The organism is Bradyrhizobium sp. 186 (assembly GCF_023101685.1).
In the GTDB taxonomy this organism is placed as follows: domain Bacteria; phylum Pseudomonadota; class Alphaproteobacteria; order Rhizobiales; family Xanthobacteraceae; genus Bradyrhizobium.
In genome coordinates this window covers 7757094-7773392 of the sequence record NZ_CP082164.1, presented here as the reverse complement: position 1 = coordinate 7773392, position 16299 = coordinate 7757094, and the positions used below count along the sequence as shown (strand labels likewise).

The 16299-nt window shown below is 65.7% G+C and carries 14 protein-coding genes; 8 read left to right on the top strand and 6 right to left on the bottom strand.

What is annotated here, in order from left to right; translation table 11 throughout:
* Nucleotides 1-2415: a phosphoketolase family protein gene (locus IVB18_RS37500; protein ID WP_247985282.1), complete on the bottom strand. Its 2415-nt coding sequence runs from the start codon at nt 2413-2415 to the stop codon at nt 1-3.
* Nucleotides 2416-2626: 211 nt separating this feature from the next.
* Here IVB18_RS37500 and IVB18_RS37495 point away from each other — a divergent pair, with 211 nt between their 5' ends.
* The 4 genes from IVB18_RS37495 to IVB18_RS37480 all read left to right on the top strand — a co-directional run bounded on the left by IVB18_RS37495 (nt 2627) and on the right by IVB18_RS37480 (nt 6835).
* Nucleotides 2627-3790 (top strand): PA0069 family radical SAM protein, encoded by a 1164-nt coding sequence (locus IVB18_RS37495; protein WP_247985281.1) that lies wholly within the window; start codon nt 2627-2629, stop codon nt 3788-3790.
* Nucleotides 3791-3814: 24 nt separating this feature from the next.
* The gene (locus IVB18_RS37490; RefSeq protein ID WP_247985280.1) at nt 3815-4270 is read left to right on the top strand and encodes a VOC family protein; all 456 of its coding nucleotides are present in this window, start codon (nt 3815-3817) and stop codon (nt 4268-4270) included.
* 78 nt (nt 4271-4348) lie between these two features.
* Complete coding sequence (locus IVB18_RS37485; protein ID WP_247985279.1) at nt 4349-5227, top strand: ribonuclease HII; 879 nt, start codon at nt 4349-4351, stop codon at nt 5225-5227.
* A 99-nt stretch (nt 5228-5326) separates the two neighbouring features.
* Entirely contained in the window at nt 5327-6835 is a 1509-nt protein-coding gene (locus IVB18_RS37480) for a glycosyltransferase family 39 protein (protein WP_247985278.1), read from the top strand.
* Between the two features lie 124 nt (nt 6836-6959).
* Here IVB18_RS37480 and IVB18_RS37475 read toward each other — a convergent pair whose 3' ends face one another.
* Nucleotides 6960-7775, bottom strand: a complete 816-nt coding sequence (locus tag IVB18_RS37475; RefSeq protein ID WP_247985277.1) for a uracil-DNA glycosylase — start codon at nt 7773-7775, stop codon at nt 6960-6962.
* A gap of 137 nt (nt 7776-7912) precedes the next feature.
* Between IVB18_RS37475 and IVB18_RS37470 the strand changes: the two genes are divergently transcribed.
* The 3 genes from IVB18_RS37470 (at nt 7913) to IVB18_RS37460 (ending at nt 12596) form a co-directional block, all read left to right on the top strand.
* Entirely contained in the window at nt 7913-9574 is a 1662-nt protein-coding gene (locus tag IVB18_RS37470; protein WP_247985276.1) for an electron transfer flavoprotein-ubiquinone oxidoreductase, read from the top strand.
* Nucleotides 9575-9885: 311 nt separating this feature from the next.
* Nucleotides 9886-11682, top strand: a complete 1797-nt coding sequence (locus IVB18_RS37465) for a tetratricopeptide repeat protein (protein WP_247985275.1) — start codon at nt 9886-9888, stop codon at nt 11680-11682.
* Between the two features lie 29 nt (nt 11683-11711).
* Nucleotides 11712-12596, top strand: a complete 885-nt coding sequence (locus IVB18_RS37460; RefSeq protein ID WP_247985274.1) for a 4-(cytidine 5'-diphospho)-2-C-methyl-D-erythritol kinase — start codon at nt 11712-11714, stop codon at nt 12594-12596.
* Nucleotides 12597-12606: 10 nt separating this feature from the next.
* On the opposite strand, the gene IVB18_RS37455 is transcribed toward IVB18_RS37460, so the two are convergent.
* A complete protein-coding gene (locus IVB18_RS37455) occupies nt 12607-13032 on the bottom strand; it encodes a nuclear transport factor 2 family protein (RefSeq protein WP_247985273.1) in 426 nt (141 codons plus the stop codon).
* 132 nt (nt 13033-13164) lie between these two features.
* Between IVB18_RS37455 and IVB18_RS37450 the strand changes: the two genes are divergently transcribed.
* Nucleotides 13165-13728 carry an Ada metal-binding domain-containing protein gene (locus IVB18_RS37450; RefSeq protein ID WP_247985272.1) on the top strand — a complete coding sequence of 188 codons (564 nt, stop codon included), beginning with the start codon at nt 13165-13167 and terminating at the stop codon, nt 13726-13728.
* Between the two features lie 30 nt (nt 13729-13758).
* On the opposite strand, the gene IVB18_RS37445 is transcribed toward IVB18_RS37450, so the two are convergent.
* Genes IVB18_RS37445 through IVB18_RS37435 form a run of 3 tightly spaced genes read right to left on the bottom strand, consistent with a single transcriptional unit; the run spans nt 13759 to nt 16215 of the window.
* The gene (locus tag IVB18_RS37445) at nt 13759-14391 is read right to left on the bottom strand and encodes a LysE family translocator (RefSeq protein WP_247985271.1); all 633 of its coding nucleotides are present in this window, start codon (nt 14389-14391) and stop codon (nt 13759-13761) included.
* A 44-nt stretch (nt 14392-14435) separates the two neighbouring features.
* Nucleotides 14436-15698, bottom strand: coding sequence for a beta-ketoacyl-ACP synthase II (fabF, locus tag IVB18_RS37440; RefSeq protein ID WP_247985270.1), 1263 nt, complete (start codon nt 15696-15698; stop codon nt 14436-14438).
* A gap of 1 nt (nt 15699) precedes the next feature.
* Nucleotides 15700-16215, bottom strand: a complete 516-nt coding sequence (locus IVB18_RS37435) for a helix-turn-helix domain-containing protein (protein ID WP_247985269.1) — start codon at nt 16213-16215, stop codon at nt 15700-15702.
* Between the last annotated feature and the right edge of the window lie 84 nt (nt 16216-16299).

Below are 16299 nucleotides of genomic sequence, written 5' to 3'. Positions count from 1 at the left end.
TCAGTCGCCTGCTTCCGCCCGGGTCTTGCCACCCGCGCTGTTGGGCCAGACCCAGTCGCGGATCTCGGGCATGTCCTCACCGTGCTCGCGCACATAGTGTGAATGCTCGATCAGCTTGTCACGGAATAGCTGCTTCACATGCGCGGCCTTGGTCGCGAGACCAGGCACGCGCTCGATCGCCTCGATCGCGAGATGGTAGCGGTCGAGCTCGTTGAGCACGACCATGTCGAACGGTGTCGTCGTGGTGCCTTCCTCGGCAAAGCCGCGCACATGCATGCCGGCATGGTTGGTGCGGTTATAGGTCAGCCGATGGATCAGATAGGGATAGCCGTGATAGGCGAAGATCACCGGCTTGTCGCGCGTGAACAGGCTGTCGAAGTCGCGGTCGCTGAGGCCATGCGGATGCTGCTCCTTCGGTTGCAGCGTCATCAGGTCGACGACGTTGACGACGCGGATCTTCAGGTCGGGCAGCGCCTTGCGCAGCAAGTCGACGGCCGCAAGTGTCTCCAATGTCGGCACGTCGCCGGCGCAGGCCATTACCACGTCGGGCTCGCCCTTCGGGTCTTCCGTGCCGGCCCAGGTCCAGATGCCGATGCCGGCGTCACAATGGGTGGCCGCTTCCTGCATCGAGAGCCATTGCGGTGCCGGCTGCTTGCCGGCGACGATCACGTTGATGCGGTCATAGGTGCGCAGGCAGTGATCGGCGATCCACAGCAGTGTGTTGGCGTCCGGCGGGAAATAGATGCGGACGATGTCGGCCTTCTTGTTGGCGACGAGATCGACGAAGCCGGGATCCTGATGGCTGAAGCCGTTATGGTCCTGGCGCCAGACATGCGAGGTCAGGAGATAGTTGAGCGAGGCGATCGAGCGCCGCCACGGCAGATGCCGCGTGACCTTCAGCCATTTGGCATGCTGGTTGAACATGGAATCCACGATGTGGATGAAGGCCTCGTAGCAGGAGAAGAAGCCGTGCCGTCCGGTGAGCAGATAGCCTTCGAGCCAGCCCTGGCAGAGATGCTCGCTCAGCACCTCCATCACGCGGCCGTCCTGCGCGAGATGGACGTCGTAAGGTTCGGTTGCCTCCATCCACACCCGTTCAGTCGCCTCGAACACCGCGTCGAGCCGGTTTGATGCGGTCTCGTCCGGACCCATGATGCGGAAATTGCGCTCGTCGGCGTTGAGACGAATGACATCGCGCAGGAATTTGCCAAGCTCGCGCGTCGCTTCCCCCACGACACCGCCGGGCTGTGGCACCTCGACCGCGAAGCCGCGGAAGTCCGGCAGCTTCAACTCCTTCTTCAACAGCCCGCCATTGGCATGCGGATTGGCGCCCATGCGGCGCTCGCCTGTGGGTGCTAGCGCCTGGAGCTCGCCGACCAGCGCGCCGCTCGCATCGAACAGCTTTTCCGGCTCGTAGCTGTGCATCCAGTCTTCGAGCACTTTCAGATGCGCCGGATTCTCGCGGCAACCGGAGACGGGCACCTGGTGGGCGCGCCAAAATCCCTCGACCTTGAGGCCGTCTACCTCCTTGGGGCCGGTCCAACCCTTGGGGCTGCGCAGCACGATCATCGGCCAGCGTGGCCGCTCGACCGCCTTGCGGCCGTCGCGGGCGTGCTGCTGGATCGAGCGGATGCTGGCCAGCGCGACGTCGAGCGCATCCGCCATGGTCCGGTGCATCAGCTTGGGATCGTCGCCCTCGACGAACAGCGGCTCGTGGCCAAGCCCGCGGAAGAGATCGCGGATCTCCGCATCGCGCATCCGCCCGAGCACGGTCGGGTTGGCGATCTTGTAGCCGTTGAGATGCAGGATCGGCAGCACCGCGCCGTCATGCGCCGGGTTCAAAAACTTGTTCGAGTGCCAGGAGGCCGCGAGCGGGCCGGTCTCGGCCTCGCCGTCGCCGACCACACAGGCGACGATCAGGTCGGGATTGTCCAACGCCGCGCCATAGGCATGCACCAGGGCGTAGCCGAGCTCGCTGCCTTCGTGGATCGAGCCCGGCGTCTCCGGCGCGGCATGGCTTGGAATCCCGCCGGGGAAGGAGAACTGCCGGAACAGCTTGTGCAATCCGTCCGCGTCGCGCCCGATATCGGGATAGATCTCGCTGTAGCTGCCTTCGAGATAGGTGTTTGCGACCATGCCCGGGCCGCCATGGCCGGGACCGCAGACATAGATCATGTCGAGGTCCAGCGTGCGGATGACGCGGTTGAGATGGGCATAGATGAAGTTCAGCCCCGGCGTCGTGCCCCAATGGCCGAGCAGACGCGGCTTGATGTGCTCGGGCCGCAAGGGCTCGCGCAGCAGCGGATTGTCTAAGAGATAGATTTGCCCGACGGAGAGGTAGTTGGCGGCACGCCAGTAGCGATCGAGGAGATCGAGTTCGCTGCCCGCGGCGGCGGATTGTTGTTGATTTGTCATGTTCCTGCTGACCTTCACCCAGCGATCGTCACCAACCGTGTTCCGGGACGATCGATCCTTCGGCGCCATCAAATGGGATCGCCGGACACGGGCGTTGCGCGAGGTCAAAAGAGCGCGCCCGAAGTTTGGGCAGCTCTACTGTGCATGGGGTTGTTTTGCGCTTTTTCGTTCTTGTTCTTGATTTGTTCCGTTCGCGTGCTATCTTGGCTTCATGAGTCGAGCATCCTCTCGTGCGCTCAAGCACCCGCCGGTCACGGCGCCCTCCGAGCCGGCGGGTGCGCCTTCCGCTTTCCCTGAACTCGCGGTCGCCATCGACCGCGAGCGCAGGCGAGGGCGGGGCGCCCAGTCCAACGCCAGCGGCCGCTTTGAAGCCGAGGCGCGCGTCGCCTTCGACGACGGCTGGCAGAGCCTGGAGGAGCTGCCGCCGTTCAAGACCACCGTCGGGGTCGACACCTCGCGCAAGGTGATCACCCGCAACGAGTCGCCCGATATCGGCTTCGACCGCTCGATCAATCCCTATCGGGGCTGCGAGCACGGCTGCGTCTACTGCTTCGCGCGGCCGACGCATGCCTATCTCGGCCTGTCGCCGGGGCTCGACTTCGAGTCAAAACTGTTTGCAAAGCCCGAGGCGCCGTCGCTGCTGGAGAAGGAGCTTGCCGCGCCCGGCTACGAGCCGCGGATGATCGCGATCGGCACCAACACCGATCCCTATCAGCCGATCGAGCGCGAGCGCAAAATCATGCGCGGCATTCTGGAGGTGCTTGAGCGCGCCGGCCATCCCGTCGGCATCGTCACCAAGTCGGCGCTGGTGACCCGCGATATCGACATTCTCTCGCGGATGGCCAAGCGCAACCTCGCCAAGGTCGGGATCTCGGTCACCTCGCTCGATCCGAAGCTGGCGCGCACCATGGAGCCGCGGGCGTCGACGCCGCCGAAGCGGCTGGAGGCGCTGAAGCAGCTCTCCGACGCCGGCATTCCGACCACGGTCATGGTTGCGCCCGTCATCCCGGCGCTGAACGATTCCGAGATCGAGCGCATTCTGGATGCGGCTGCCCATGCCGGCGTCAAGGAAGCGTCCTACGTGCTGCTGCGGCTGCCGCTCGAGGTGCGCGATCTCTTCCGTGAATGGCTGATGGCGAACTATCCGGACCGCTACCGCCACGTCTTCACGCTGATCCGCGACATGCGCGGCGGGCGCGACTACGACGCGAAATGGGGCGAGCGGATGAAGGGCACGGGCCCGATGGCCTGGACCATCGGGCGCCGCTTCGAGATCGCCTGCGACAGGCTCGGGCTCAACAAGCGGCGCTCGAAGCTGACGACGGATCACTTTGCCAGGCCGAAGCGGAACGGCGAGCAGCTGAGCCTGTTTTGAGGGCGAAAGTGAACGGGGCGTAGCGTGAGTAAGGAACTACCGGCGCCGGTGCCGCGGCTGACTGTGATCACGCTGGGTGTAAGTGACATCCGCGCCAGCATCGCCTTCTACGATGCGCTCGGCTTTGCCCGCAGGCTGAAGGCGACCGGCGAGGCGGTTGCGTTCTTCGACACCGGCGGTCCGGTGCTCGCGCTGTTTCCCTGGGATCAGCTCGCGGCCGACGCGACTTTGCCTGACAAGCCGAGGCCATCGAGCTTCCGCGGCATCACGCTCGCCTGGAACTGCCGGACGCGCGAGGAGGTCGACGCAGTGCTGGCCTTCGCCGTCGAGAAAGGGGCGGCATTGCTGAAGGCTGCGCACGAAACTGACTATGGCGGCTATTCCGGCTATTTTGCCGATCCCGACGGTCATCCCTGGGAGGTCGTCGTCGCGCCCGGCATCGATGTCGGCGACGACCGACGGGTGCATCTGGCGGAGTAAGTGGCGATAACTTGAATAACGGGCATTGTTCGGGGTTCCCGGTTGCGCAACCGGGACCGCTTGCGCACGATCCCGGCCATGATTCGGGACAAGTCCGCCAACAAGCCGACCAGGAAGGCCGCGCCTCAAGAGCCTGCGAAAGCCACGGCTGGTAATGCCGAGGCTGACAAGGCCGAAGCCGGCAAGACTGAAGCCGGCAAGACTGAGAGCGGCAAGAGCGCTGCCAAGAGGGGCATTATCGCCGTCGCTGCGCCGAGCTTCCGCCGCGAGCGTGCGCTGATCAAGCGCGGCGTCTGGCCAGTCGCAGGTTGCGACGAGGCGGGTCGCGGGCCGCTCGCCGGCCCCGTGGTGGCGGCTGCCGTGATTCTCGATCCCGACCGTATTCCTCGCGGCATCGACGATTCCAAGCGGCTGACGGCGGAAGAGCGCGAAAGACTGTTCGACAAGATCTGCGCGACCGCGCAGGTCTCGGTCGTCGTCGCCTCGCGCGCGCGGATCGACCGTGACAATATTCTGCGCGCCTCGCTATGGGCCTTGAAGCGCGCGGTGGTGGCGCTGCCCGAAGTCCCCCGGCATGTCTTCGTCGACGGCCGCGACCGGCTCGACACGTCTTGCGACTGCGAGGCCGTGATCGGCGGCGACGGCATCGTCCTGTCGATTGCCGCGGCCTCGATCATTGCAAAGGTGACGCGCGACCGCCTGATGTGCGCGCTGGCGCAGGACTGCCCGGGCTACGGCTTCGAGCAGCACAAGGGCTACGCCGTCCCGGACCATCTCGACGCGCTCGACCGCCTCGGCCCCACCGTCCACCACCGCACCTTCTTCGCCCCCGTCGTCGCCGCCCGCGCCAAGCACATGCCATGGACGGTCGAGCCGGCACGAGACCTGTTTGCTGTCACCGAGGTCGAAGTGCAGGTGGAAGCGGCCGTCGAAATCGATGCTTCAGCGAGCCTCTAGAGTAGACTGTCGTTGCCACGACGCGTGCCGCCCTCTATCAAAACACTCGTGAGCGAATAGGGCCGGCTGGACGGGTTGGCTGCATCTTTCGGACGTTGCATGCGGTTTACCTCCCTGGTCATCGAGCTCATTCGCGCACGGCCGCGGCTGATCGTGTGGATCGCCGTGCTGTTGCAGGCCGCGATGTGGCTGTTCGTGGCGCTGGTGTTCTACCGCAGTCCGCCCGGCAGCCTTGCGACACTCCTCGCCTTCGGCCGCGAATACCAGGTCGGGACCGATCTCGGCCCGCCCCTGCCGGTCTGGCTCGCCGACATCGCCTATCGCGCCGCCGGCGGCCACATGTTCGGCGTCTACGTGCTGGCCGAGCTCTGCGAGATCGCGACCTTCATCACGCTCTATCATCTGGCCCGCGCCGTGGTCGGCACCCAGCAGGCGGTGCTCGCCGTGCTGCTCACCATGACGGCGCTGGCCTTCTCCTCGCCCGCGCTCGACTTCGGTCCCCTGGTGCTAGCGCGGCCGCTGTGGGCGCTGCTTCTCTTGCATTCCTGGCAGATCATCGGAGAGCGCCGCGGCAATGCCTGGTTCGCCTGGTCGATCGAGGCCGGCTTGCTGCTGCTGACCACGCCCGCGGCGATCTTTCTCCTCTCGCTCCTCGTCGTCTTCGCGGTTGCGACCGAAGGCGGTCGCCGCACGTTGCGCGCATTCGATCCGCTGTATGCGCTGGTGGTCGTCGCCGTGCTGGCGCTGCCCTATGCCGTCTGGCTGATGCGTGCCGAGACGCTTGTCCTGCCGGCCCTGCCGCAAGTCGCCGAGCTGAATGCGCGCGCCCTGAACGCGGCCTGGTTGCTCGGAGGGCTCGTGCTCGGCGCGGCGGCGATGCCGGCGCTGACCTTTCTCAACACCGGCTGGTTTGCCGGCAAGACCGAGGAGGCGCCGATCATCTACCGGCCGCCGGTCGAGCCGCTCGCGCGCAACTTCGTCTATTTCTTCGCGCTCGCTCCAGTGCTCGGCGCGATCCTGATCTCCGGCTTGTTCGGGCTCGACGGCGTCGTCGGCGGTGCCGGCGCCGTGCTGGTGATGTCCGGGCTTGCCGTGGTCGTGGCGGCCGGCGATCTCATCGCGATGCGCCGCGCGCGGATGCTACGGATGGTGTGGGCCGCCGCCGTCGTGGCGCCGGCGGCCGGCGTCGTGCTGGCAACCCTGCTGCTGCCCTGGACGGGCACCGGCGAAATCGCGACCTCGATGCCGGCGCGCGGGATCTCGGACTTCTTCGACGAGAGCTTTGCCCGCCGTACCAACCATCGCCTGCGCGCGGTCGCCGGCGAGACCCAGCTTGCGAGCCTGATCACGCTGCACTCCGGCCGGCCGCACCTCTTCATCGATGCCGAGCCGGCGCGCACGCCGTGGATGACGCCCGCCGGATTCAGCGAGACCGGTGGCGTCGTGGTCTGGCGCGCCTCCGATACCGCCGGCACCCCGCCGCCCGAAATCCTCAAGCGCTTTCCCGGCATCGTGCCGGAAGTGCCGCGCGCCTTCGAATGGCTGGTGACCGGCCGCCAGCAACTGCTGCGCATCGGCTGGGCCATCGTGCGGCCGAAGGGGACGTAGCCACGGCCGTCATTCCGGGGCGCGGCAAAGCCGCGAACCCGGAATCCATTTCTCCACCAACTCTGCCGCCCGATAGATTCCGGGTTCTCGCTTCGCGAGCCCCGGAATGACGGCGAGTGCGTGGTTACTGCGGGCTTTGCCCCAGCACCTTCGCGATCGCCCGCAGATCCTGCCAGGCCAGCCGCTTGTACGACGGCGAGCGCAGCAGATAGGCCGGGTGGAAGGTCGGCAGCGCGCGGATGGTGCGCGCACCGCTAACGTAGTCGAACCAGCGTCCGCGCGTGCGCATGATGCCCTCGCGCGTCGACAGCAGCGTCTGCGTCGAGGGATTGCCGAGCGTCACCAGCACATCCGGATTCACCAGCTCGATCTGGCGCTGGATGAAAGGCAGGCAGATCTGCGTTTCCTGCGGCGTCGGCGTGCGGTTGCCGGGCGGCCGCCAAGGAATCACGTTGGCGATGTAGGCGGTGGTGCGGTTAAGCCCGATCGCGCCGATCATGAGGTCGAGCAGCTTTCCGCTGCGTCCGACGAAGGGCAACCCTTCGATGTCTTCGTCGCGGCCCGGCGCCTCGCCCACGAACATGATGCGCGCCTGCGGATTGCCGTCGGCGAACACCAGCCGCGTCGCGGTGTGTTTCAGTGCGCAGCCCTCGAAGCTTTGCATCAGTTCGCGCAGTGCCTCCAGCGTCGGGGCGGTGCGCGCGGCCTCGCGGGCCGAGGCAATGGCAATGTCGGGCGCGGGTGCGACCTCGCCGCGCATGACCGCGGGCGCGGCAACCGGCCGCGGCGCCTCGATCGGCGGCGCCGGGCGCGGGGCCGGGGGCGGGGCGCCGGCCTCGGCCAGCCGGTCGATCGGTTCCTCCGCAAGCGCGCAATCGACTCCCGCCTCCAGATAGAAGGCAAGAAGCTCGCGGACGGTGGGGGCGGGTTCGGGGATCATTTGGGAAGTCAGACCTTTATATCAGTTTGGGCCGCCTTGCATCCCAGTGGAACGCATTTCCGAGGTTGTCCTACCCGGAAAAATCGGAAACAAGAGGACGCAAACGACCGAGGAACCGTCTCAAGGGCTGAGATCAGATGAGCACCGAAGAACTTCCCCCGCGCGAATCCATGGAATTCGACGTCGTCATCGTCGGCGCCGGCCCCTCGGGCCTGGCGGCCGCGATCCGGCTGAAGCAGCTCAACGCCGATCTCAATGTCGTCGTGGTGGAGAAGGGCTCCGAGGTCGGCGCGCATATTCTCTCCGGCGCCGTGATCGATCCGGCCGGGCTCGACAGATTGATCCCGGACTGGCGCGAGGATTCCGACTGCCCGCTGAAGACGCAGGTGAAGGACGACCGCTTCTACTGGATGACGGGCGCCGGCGCGATCAAACTGCCGAACTTCATCATGCCGCCGCTGATGAACAACCATAACTGCTATATCGGTTCGCTCGGCAATGTCTGCCGCTGGCTGGCGCGTAAGGCCGAAGCGCTCGGCGTCGAGATCTATCCGGGCTTTGCCGCCGCCGAGGTGCTCTATGACGAGCAGGGCGCGGTGAAGGGCATCGCCACCGGCGACATGGGCATCGGCAGGGACGGCAAGCCGAAGGACTCCTTTACCCGCGGCATGGAATTGCTCGGCAAGTACACGCTGTTCGCCGAAGGCGCCCGCGGCAGTCTGACCAAACAGCTCATCGCGAAGTTCGCGCTCGACTCAAACCGCGAGCCGTCGAAATTCGGCATCGGCCTCAAGGAAGTCTGGCAGATCGATCCCGCCAAGCATCAGAAGGGCATGATCCAGCATTCCTTCGGCTGGCCGCTCGACCTGAAGACCGGCGGCGGCTCGTTCCTCTACCATTACGACGACAATCTCGTCGCCGTCGGCTTCGTCGTGCATCTCAACTACAACGATCCGTATCTGTCGCCGTTCGACGAGTTCCAGCGGTTCAAGACCCATCCCTCGATCCGCGGCACCTTCGAAGGCGCCAAGCGTCTTGCCTATGGCGCGCGCGCCATCACCGAAGGCGGCTACCAGTCGGTGCCGAAGCTCAGCTTCCCCGGCGGCGCGCTGATCGGCTGCGCGGCCGGCTTCGTCAACGTCCCCCGCATCAAGGGCGTGCACAATGCGATGGGCACCGGCATGCTCGCCGCCGAGCATGTCGCGGCCGCCATCGCTGCCGATCGCGCCAATGACGAGATCGTCGACTATGAGAACGCCTGGCGCTCGTCGTCGGTCGGCAAGGACCTGTTCCTGGTTCGTAACGTCAAGCCGCTGTGGTCGAAGTTCGGCACCGTGATCGGCGTCGCGCTCGGCGGCTTCGACATGTGGTGCAACACGCTGTTCGGTGGCTCGCTGTTCGGCACCCAGTCGCACGCAAAGCCCGACCGCGCGACGCTCGATCCGGCCAAGAGCCACACGCCGAAGAGCTATCCAAAGCCGGACGGCAAGATCTCCTTCGACAAGCTGTCGTCAGTGTTCCTGTCCAACACCAATCATGAGGAGGACCAGCCGGTCCATCTCAAGGTGATCGACATGAATCTCCAGAAGACGTCCGAGCACGACGTCTTCGCAGGTCCCTCGAATCGTTATTGCCCGGCCGGCGTCTACGAGTGGGTGGAGGAGGGCGCGAGCCCGCGTTTCCAAATCAACGCCCAGAACTGCGTCCACTGCAAAACCTGCGACGTGAAGGACCCCAACGGCAATATCACCTGGGTTCCTCCAGAGGGCGGCGGCGGCCCCAACTACGAGGCCATGTGAGCCAAGGCAATTAAGCCAAGGCAATTAAGCTAAGACAATTGAACCAAGGCAATGTGACGCACGTTCGCGTGAGGGCCGGGCCGTGGACGGCTGTCGCGGCCACGATAAGGCCATACTAGGAGTGTCTTGGGGCACACTTGGCGATTTGGGGCGTGCGGGCGGGATCGCCCGGCCCGAATCCTTGCGGTGAAGCGCCAAAAGCGGCATTGTCCGGCCTGTCGGTTCCGGGTCCCGATGCCACCGGCCGCGTTCGCATGCGAGACGGCCTTTTTGCTCGAAGCCCAGGCACTACCAACTCAAGGCGAGCCCTGATGTTCTCAAATCGTTTCAACCGCTGGACTGTTGCCGCCATCGCCCTCATGGGCACAGCGATCGCGACGGTCCCCGGCGCGGTCCTGGCGCAGACGCCGGATCACCCGGCCGACACGGCGGCGCAGTTTCCGACTCGAACCGATCTGAAGTCGCTCACCACCGCCGGCAGCTATCTCGCCGCCCGCCACGCCAGCGTCGAGCGCGACGCGGCATCCGCCGCCGCCTTCTACCGCTCGGCGCTCCGCACCGATCCCAAGAACAACGAGCTGCTTGACCGCGCCTTCATCTCCTCGGTCGCCGACGGCGACATCGACGAAGCGGTCAAGCTCGCCGAGCGCATTCTCACCATCGACAAGACCAACCGCGTCGCCCGTCTCGTCGTCGGCGTGCACGATCTCAAGTTCAAGAAATACGCGACCGCGCAGACCAACATCAACCAGTCGATCCGCGGACCGATCACCGATCTCGTCGCCACGCTGCTGTCGGGCTGGGCTGCCTATGGCGCCGGTGATTCCAAGGGCGCGGTTGCCACGATCGACAAGCTCGCCGGTCCCGAATGGTATCCGCTGTTCAAGGATCTTCATGCCGGCATGATCCTCGAGCTTGCCGGCAAGGAGAAGGATGCGGGCACCCGCTTCGAACGCGCCTACAAGCTCGACGATTCCATGCTGCGCGTCACCGAGGCCTATGCGCGCTGGCTGTCGCGCAACAAGGATTCCGCCGCCGCGACCACCGTCTACCAGGCCTTCGACAAGAAGCTCGCCCGCCATCCGCTGATCGTGGAAGGCCTGCGCGAGACCAAGGCCGGCAAGAAGATGCCGCCGCTGGCCGATTCCGCGCAAGCCGGTGCGGCCGAAGCTCTGTACGGCATCGGCGCCACGCTGACTCGCCGCGGCGGCGAGGACCTCGCGCTGGTCTATCTCCAACTCGCGCTCTATCTCCAGCCCACCCATCCACTGGCGCTGCTCTCGCTCGCCGATCTCTATGAATCGGTGAAGCGGCCGCAGATGGCCATCAAGGTCTATGAGCGCGTGCCGTCATCCTCGCCGCTCAAGCGCAATGCGCAGATCCAGCTCGCCGTCGATCTCGACTCCGCCGACCGTACCGAGGAGGCGATCAAGATCCTCAAGGGCGTGGTGAGCGAGGAATCCAAGGACCTCGAAGCCATCATGGCGCTCGGCAATCTCGAGCGCGGCCGCAAGAAGTTCGGCGACTGCGGCGCGACCTATTCGCAAGGCATCGACGTGCTGTCGGCCGGCAACGACAAGGCCAACAGCGTCTGGTACTATTATCGCGGTATCTGCGAGGAGCGCTCCAAGCAGTGGGGCAAGGCCGAAGCCGACATGAAGAAGGCGCTCGAGCTCCAGCCCGACCAGCCGCATGTCCTCAACTATCTCGGCTATTCCTGGATCGACCAGGGCGTGAACCTCGACGAAGGCATGAAGATGATCAAGCGGGCCGTCGAGCAGCGCCCCGACGACGGCTACATCGTCGACTCCCTAGGCTGGGCCCATTATCGCATCGGCAATTACGAGGAGGCGGTGAAGAACCTCGAGCGCGCGATCGACCTCAAGCCCGAGGATCCCACTATCAACGATCACCTTGGGGACGCCTATTGGCGCGTCGGCCGCACGCTGGAAGCCAAGTTCCAGTGGGCCCACGCCCGCGATCTCAAGCCCGAGCCGGACGAACTGCCGAAGATCGAGGCCAAGATCGCGAACGGCATGACGGACGACAATTCGAACTCTTCGGCGGCGCAGGCTGAGAAGAAAAAGGATGACGGCAAGGGCGGCTGATCTGAGCAAGTTCTGGGGGCGTGTCGCCAATGCCGGCGTTGGTTGAAGAAGGACGGGCGAAGGTCAATTTGAGCCTTCGCGTCGTCGGCCGTCGCGCCGACGGCTATCATGATCTCGAAAGCGTGGTCGCGTTCGCCGATTGCGCCGATCGGCTCACCTTGGAGCCGGGCGGCGAGCTCAAACTCAACACCACGGGACCGCTGGCTGCCGCATGCGGCGATACCGCGGACAATCTCGTCTTCAAGGCGGCCAAGCTTTTGGCCGAGGCCGTGCCGAACCTGAAGCTCGGTGCCTTCGCGCTCGACAAGGTGTTGCCCGTCGCTGCCGGCATCGGCGGCGGCTCTGCCGATGCAGCCGCGGCGCTGCGGCTGCTAGCGCGTCTCAACAATTTGGCGCTCGATGATCCCCGCTTGCAAAAGGTCGCGCTCGCGACCGGCGCCGACGTGCCGGTGTGCCTGGCCTCGCGCGCCTGCGACATGACCGGCGTCGGCGAGCAATTGCTGCCGCTCGCGTTGCCGAGCATGCCCTGCGTCATGGTCAATCCGCGCGTGCCGGTCGCGACCAAGGACGTGTTCCAGGCGCTGGGCCTGCGCAATGGCGAGCTCCTGGTCGGCGCCACCTCCGTCCTCGACGCCCCGGCCTGGCCGGAAGAGGGCGCGTCGATTGCCGACTGGGTCGATGTTCTCGAAACCGTCGCCAACGACCTCGAAGCCCCCGCCATGCGCATCGAGCCTGTGATCGGCGATGTGCTCAAAGCGCTACGCGATTCCGCCGGCGTCAAGCTCGCCCGCATGTCCGGCTCCGGCGCGACGTGCTTTGCGATCTTCGGTGCGCCCGCCGAGACGCATGCCGCCGCCGAAAAGATCCGCAGGGATCACCCCGGCTGGTGGGTGCATGCAGGAACGTTGAGCTAGGGTGCGCGCGTCACGCCGGGGTCGGCTCGAAAACCATCTGCCATCCTCGTCGGGTGTCCATGTATTCACGGACTTGCTGGATGCGGTCTCCCGACACGACGAACACGAAACAATAATCATTGTCGTACGGCGTGTTTCCGGGAAGCGTCGCCCGCATCCGCTCCTCGACGATCACCGTGTCTCCGTCGGCGTAGATGCCGCGGAACGAGATCTCGATGTTCGAAAACAGTTGATGCATTTCCGTAGCGACGAAGCGGGCGATCTGGTCGGCCCCGATCATGTGATCGGTGTGCTTGAGAGCGACCGCCGTGGCATTGCCGGCGGGCGCGATCCATTCCGCAGTCGACGTAAACAATTGTGCGATCAGGTCGGCGTCGCGCGTCGCAAAGGTCTTCCAGGCGGTCATGACCACCTCTTTGGCTGTGGGGCCGCTCATGTTGTCGTCTCCGAATGTTCGTCGAACCGTTCGGATCCTCTGTAAGACGACTGCCACGACATCGCTGGCCGGAATCGGACCTGATCATCCAGGGCCCCTTTCGCGAGCGGCACCGTGCGCTAAAATCGAGTCATGCTGACCTTCGAAAGCTGCAACGCCGCGCGATTGCGGCGCGACCCCCGGTACGACGGCCGCTTCTTCACGGCGGTCAAAACCACGCGAATCTATTGTCGTCCGGTGTGCCCGGTGAAGCATCCATTGACGCGGAACGTGACGTATTACTCGACCGCAGCCGCGGCCGAAGCCGCGGGGTACCGACCTTGCCTCCGCTGCCGTCCCGAGACGGCGCCGTTCTGCCCGGCCTGGAACGGCACCCGGTCGACCGTCGCACGCGCCTTGAAACTGATCGATCGCGGCGCGCTGGACCGCGGTTCCGTGGATGCGCTTGCCGGCCGGCTCGGAATCAGTGTTCGCCACCTCGCGCGCCTATTCGAGCAACACGTTGGGGCGAGCCCACAGCAGGTCGCGAAAACCCGACGTGTGCAGCGGGCAAAGCGTCTGCTCGATGAGACGGACGAGGCGTTGACCCAGATTGCCTATCAGGCCGGCTTCGGCAGTGTGCGCCGATTCAACGCCACCTTCCGCGAGCTTTATGGCCGCTCGCCGTCAAGCATCCGCCGGAGAAAGGCGAGCTAGAAGGTGACCTCTTTGACGGGGACGTTTGCACTAACCCTGTGCCGGCCGGCGCGCCAGCGCGAGCGAGAGGCCGAGGCCGGCGATGAAGAGGCCGGAGCCTTGCGTGAGGCGCCGCATCAGGTGCGGCCTTCCGATCAGTTGCGTGCGTGTTGCGGACGCGATCAGCACCACGACGACATCGGCGAGCGTATTCAGCGTCACCGAGATCGCGCCGAGCACGATGAATTGCAGCGTGGGATTTGATGACGCCGGATCGAGGAACTGCGGAATGAAGGCGAGGAAGAACGCCGCCGTCTTCGGGTTCAGCGCCTCGACCAGCACGCCATCACGGAACGCGCGCTTGTCGCCGACGGGTTCGTTCTTGAGTTGCAGCGTGCGGCCGGCGCTGCGAAAGGTGCGGATGCCGAGCCAGACCAGATAGAGCGCGCCGACGAACTTCACGGCCGCGAACAGCTCGGCGCTCGCGAGGATGATCGCGGAGATGCCGAGGCTGCCCGCCACCACATGAACCAGCCCGCCGAGCGCCGTGCCTGCAGTTGACGCAAATCCGCTTGCGCGCCCTTCCGACAAGGTCCGCGCCGCGACGTAGAAGATGCCGGGGCCGGGAATGGCTGCGATGACGAGTGCAGCCGCCAGAAACAGCCAGAAATTGGTTTCGGTCATCCTGCTTTCGTAGCGCTGCCTGGCGTGATTGCAAGTCCTCTCGCCTAGCCGAACCGGCGGAAGATCACGCTGGCATTCACCCCGCCGAAGCCAAAACCGTTCGAGATGGCGTGCTGCATCGGCATCGGCCGGGCCGCGCCGGAGACGATGTCGATGCCCTCAGTGCCGGGATCGGGGTTTTCGAGGTTGAGCGTCGGCGGGGCGATCTGGTCGCGCAGGGCGAGGACGGTGAAGATCGCCTCCAGGCCACCGGCGGCGCCGAGCAGATGACCGGTGGCCGATTTCGTCGCGCTCACCGCAATGCTGCGGTCGCGGCCGAACAGCGCGGCGATGGCGCCAAGCTCGCCTTCGTCGCCGGCCGGCGTCGAGGTTGCATGAGCATTCAGGTGCTGCAAGTCACCGGGCGCAAGCCGCGCCTGTTGGAGCGCAATCTCCATGGCACGGCGGGCGCCGTCGCCATCCGGCGGACCCGACGTCATGTGATAGGCGTCCGCCGTCGTGCCGTATCCTACGATTTCGGCGATCGGTGAGGCGCCGCGGGCGAGCGCGTGTTCGAGCTCCTCGATCACCACAATGCCCGCGCCTTCCCCCATGACAAAGCCGTCGCGGTCGCGATCGAACGGGCGCGATGCGCGCGTGGGCTCGTCGTTGCACCCGCTCGACAGCGCGCGCGCCGCCGCGAAACCGCCGAGACTGACGAGATCGATGCAGGCCTCGGCGCCGCCGCAGATCGCAACATCGATTTCGCCGGCGCGGATCATGCGCGCGGCGTCGCCGATCGCCTGGACGCCGGCGGCGCAGGCCGTGACCGGCGTTCCCAGCGGTCCCTTGTAGCCGTATTTGATCGAGACGTGACCGGCGGCGAGATTGGCGAGGAACGAGGGGATGGTGAATGGCGACAGCCGCCGCACGCCGCGCTGGTCGGTGGTGCGCACCGCTTCCACCATCGCCGGGAAGCCGCCGACGCCGGAGGCGATGATCGTCGCGGTCCGTTCCAGCGCTTCCGTATCCTGCGGCGCCCACTTGGCCTGTGCGATCGCCTCGGCGGCGGCGAGCAGCGCAAACAGGATGAAGCGGTCCATCTTGCGCTGATCTTTTGGCGCGGCTGCCTGCGCCGCGTCAAAGCCGCCTTCGATGTCATCGGCCTTGTCGGGCACGAGACCGGCAATGCGTGCCGGCAACGCCTGCGACCATTCGGGCAGGGCCCGCAGCCCGCTCTGGCCGGCGAGCAGCCGGCGCCAGGCGAGTTCGACACCGCAGCCGAGCGGCGACACCGCGCCCATTCCCGTCACGACGATACGACGCATGTCATTCTCCAGCCGGCGCAACGGCCGGGTTCATGGCCTTGAGCGAAGCGAGCCGCCGGCGCATGCCGCGGCTTGCGCGCGGACCGGGAATGACGACTGCGTTGGCGAGCGTGATCGGATGCATGTCGATGGCGTCGACCACGACCGGATCGAGCGGACGACTATCGTCCCGGTTCGCCAGCACGATGGCTTCGCCCTTTGGCGCGAGATGCCTGTTGCCCCAGGCGAGCAGCGTCGCGATCACGGGGAAGAAATCTCGTGCTTTCGGCGTCAGCACATATTCGTGGCGCGGCGGCCGCTCGCTGTAGCGGCGGCGAACGAACATGCCGGTCTCGGTGAGATGGGCGAGGCGCCGCGACAGGATGTTCGGCGCGATCCCGAGGCTTTGCTCGAACTCATCAAAGTGCGTCGCACCCTGAAACGCATCCCGCAGGATCAGGATGCTCCACCATTCGCCGACCGTTTCCACAGCGCGGCCGACCGGGCATTCCATGATGGAGGCGGATTTGGGCTGCATGAGGTCAAGCTAGTCATGTTACTTGCAAAATGCAAGTCACTCGAACTGACAGCTCCGGGCGCTTGCGGAGATATGCCGCAAGCA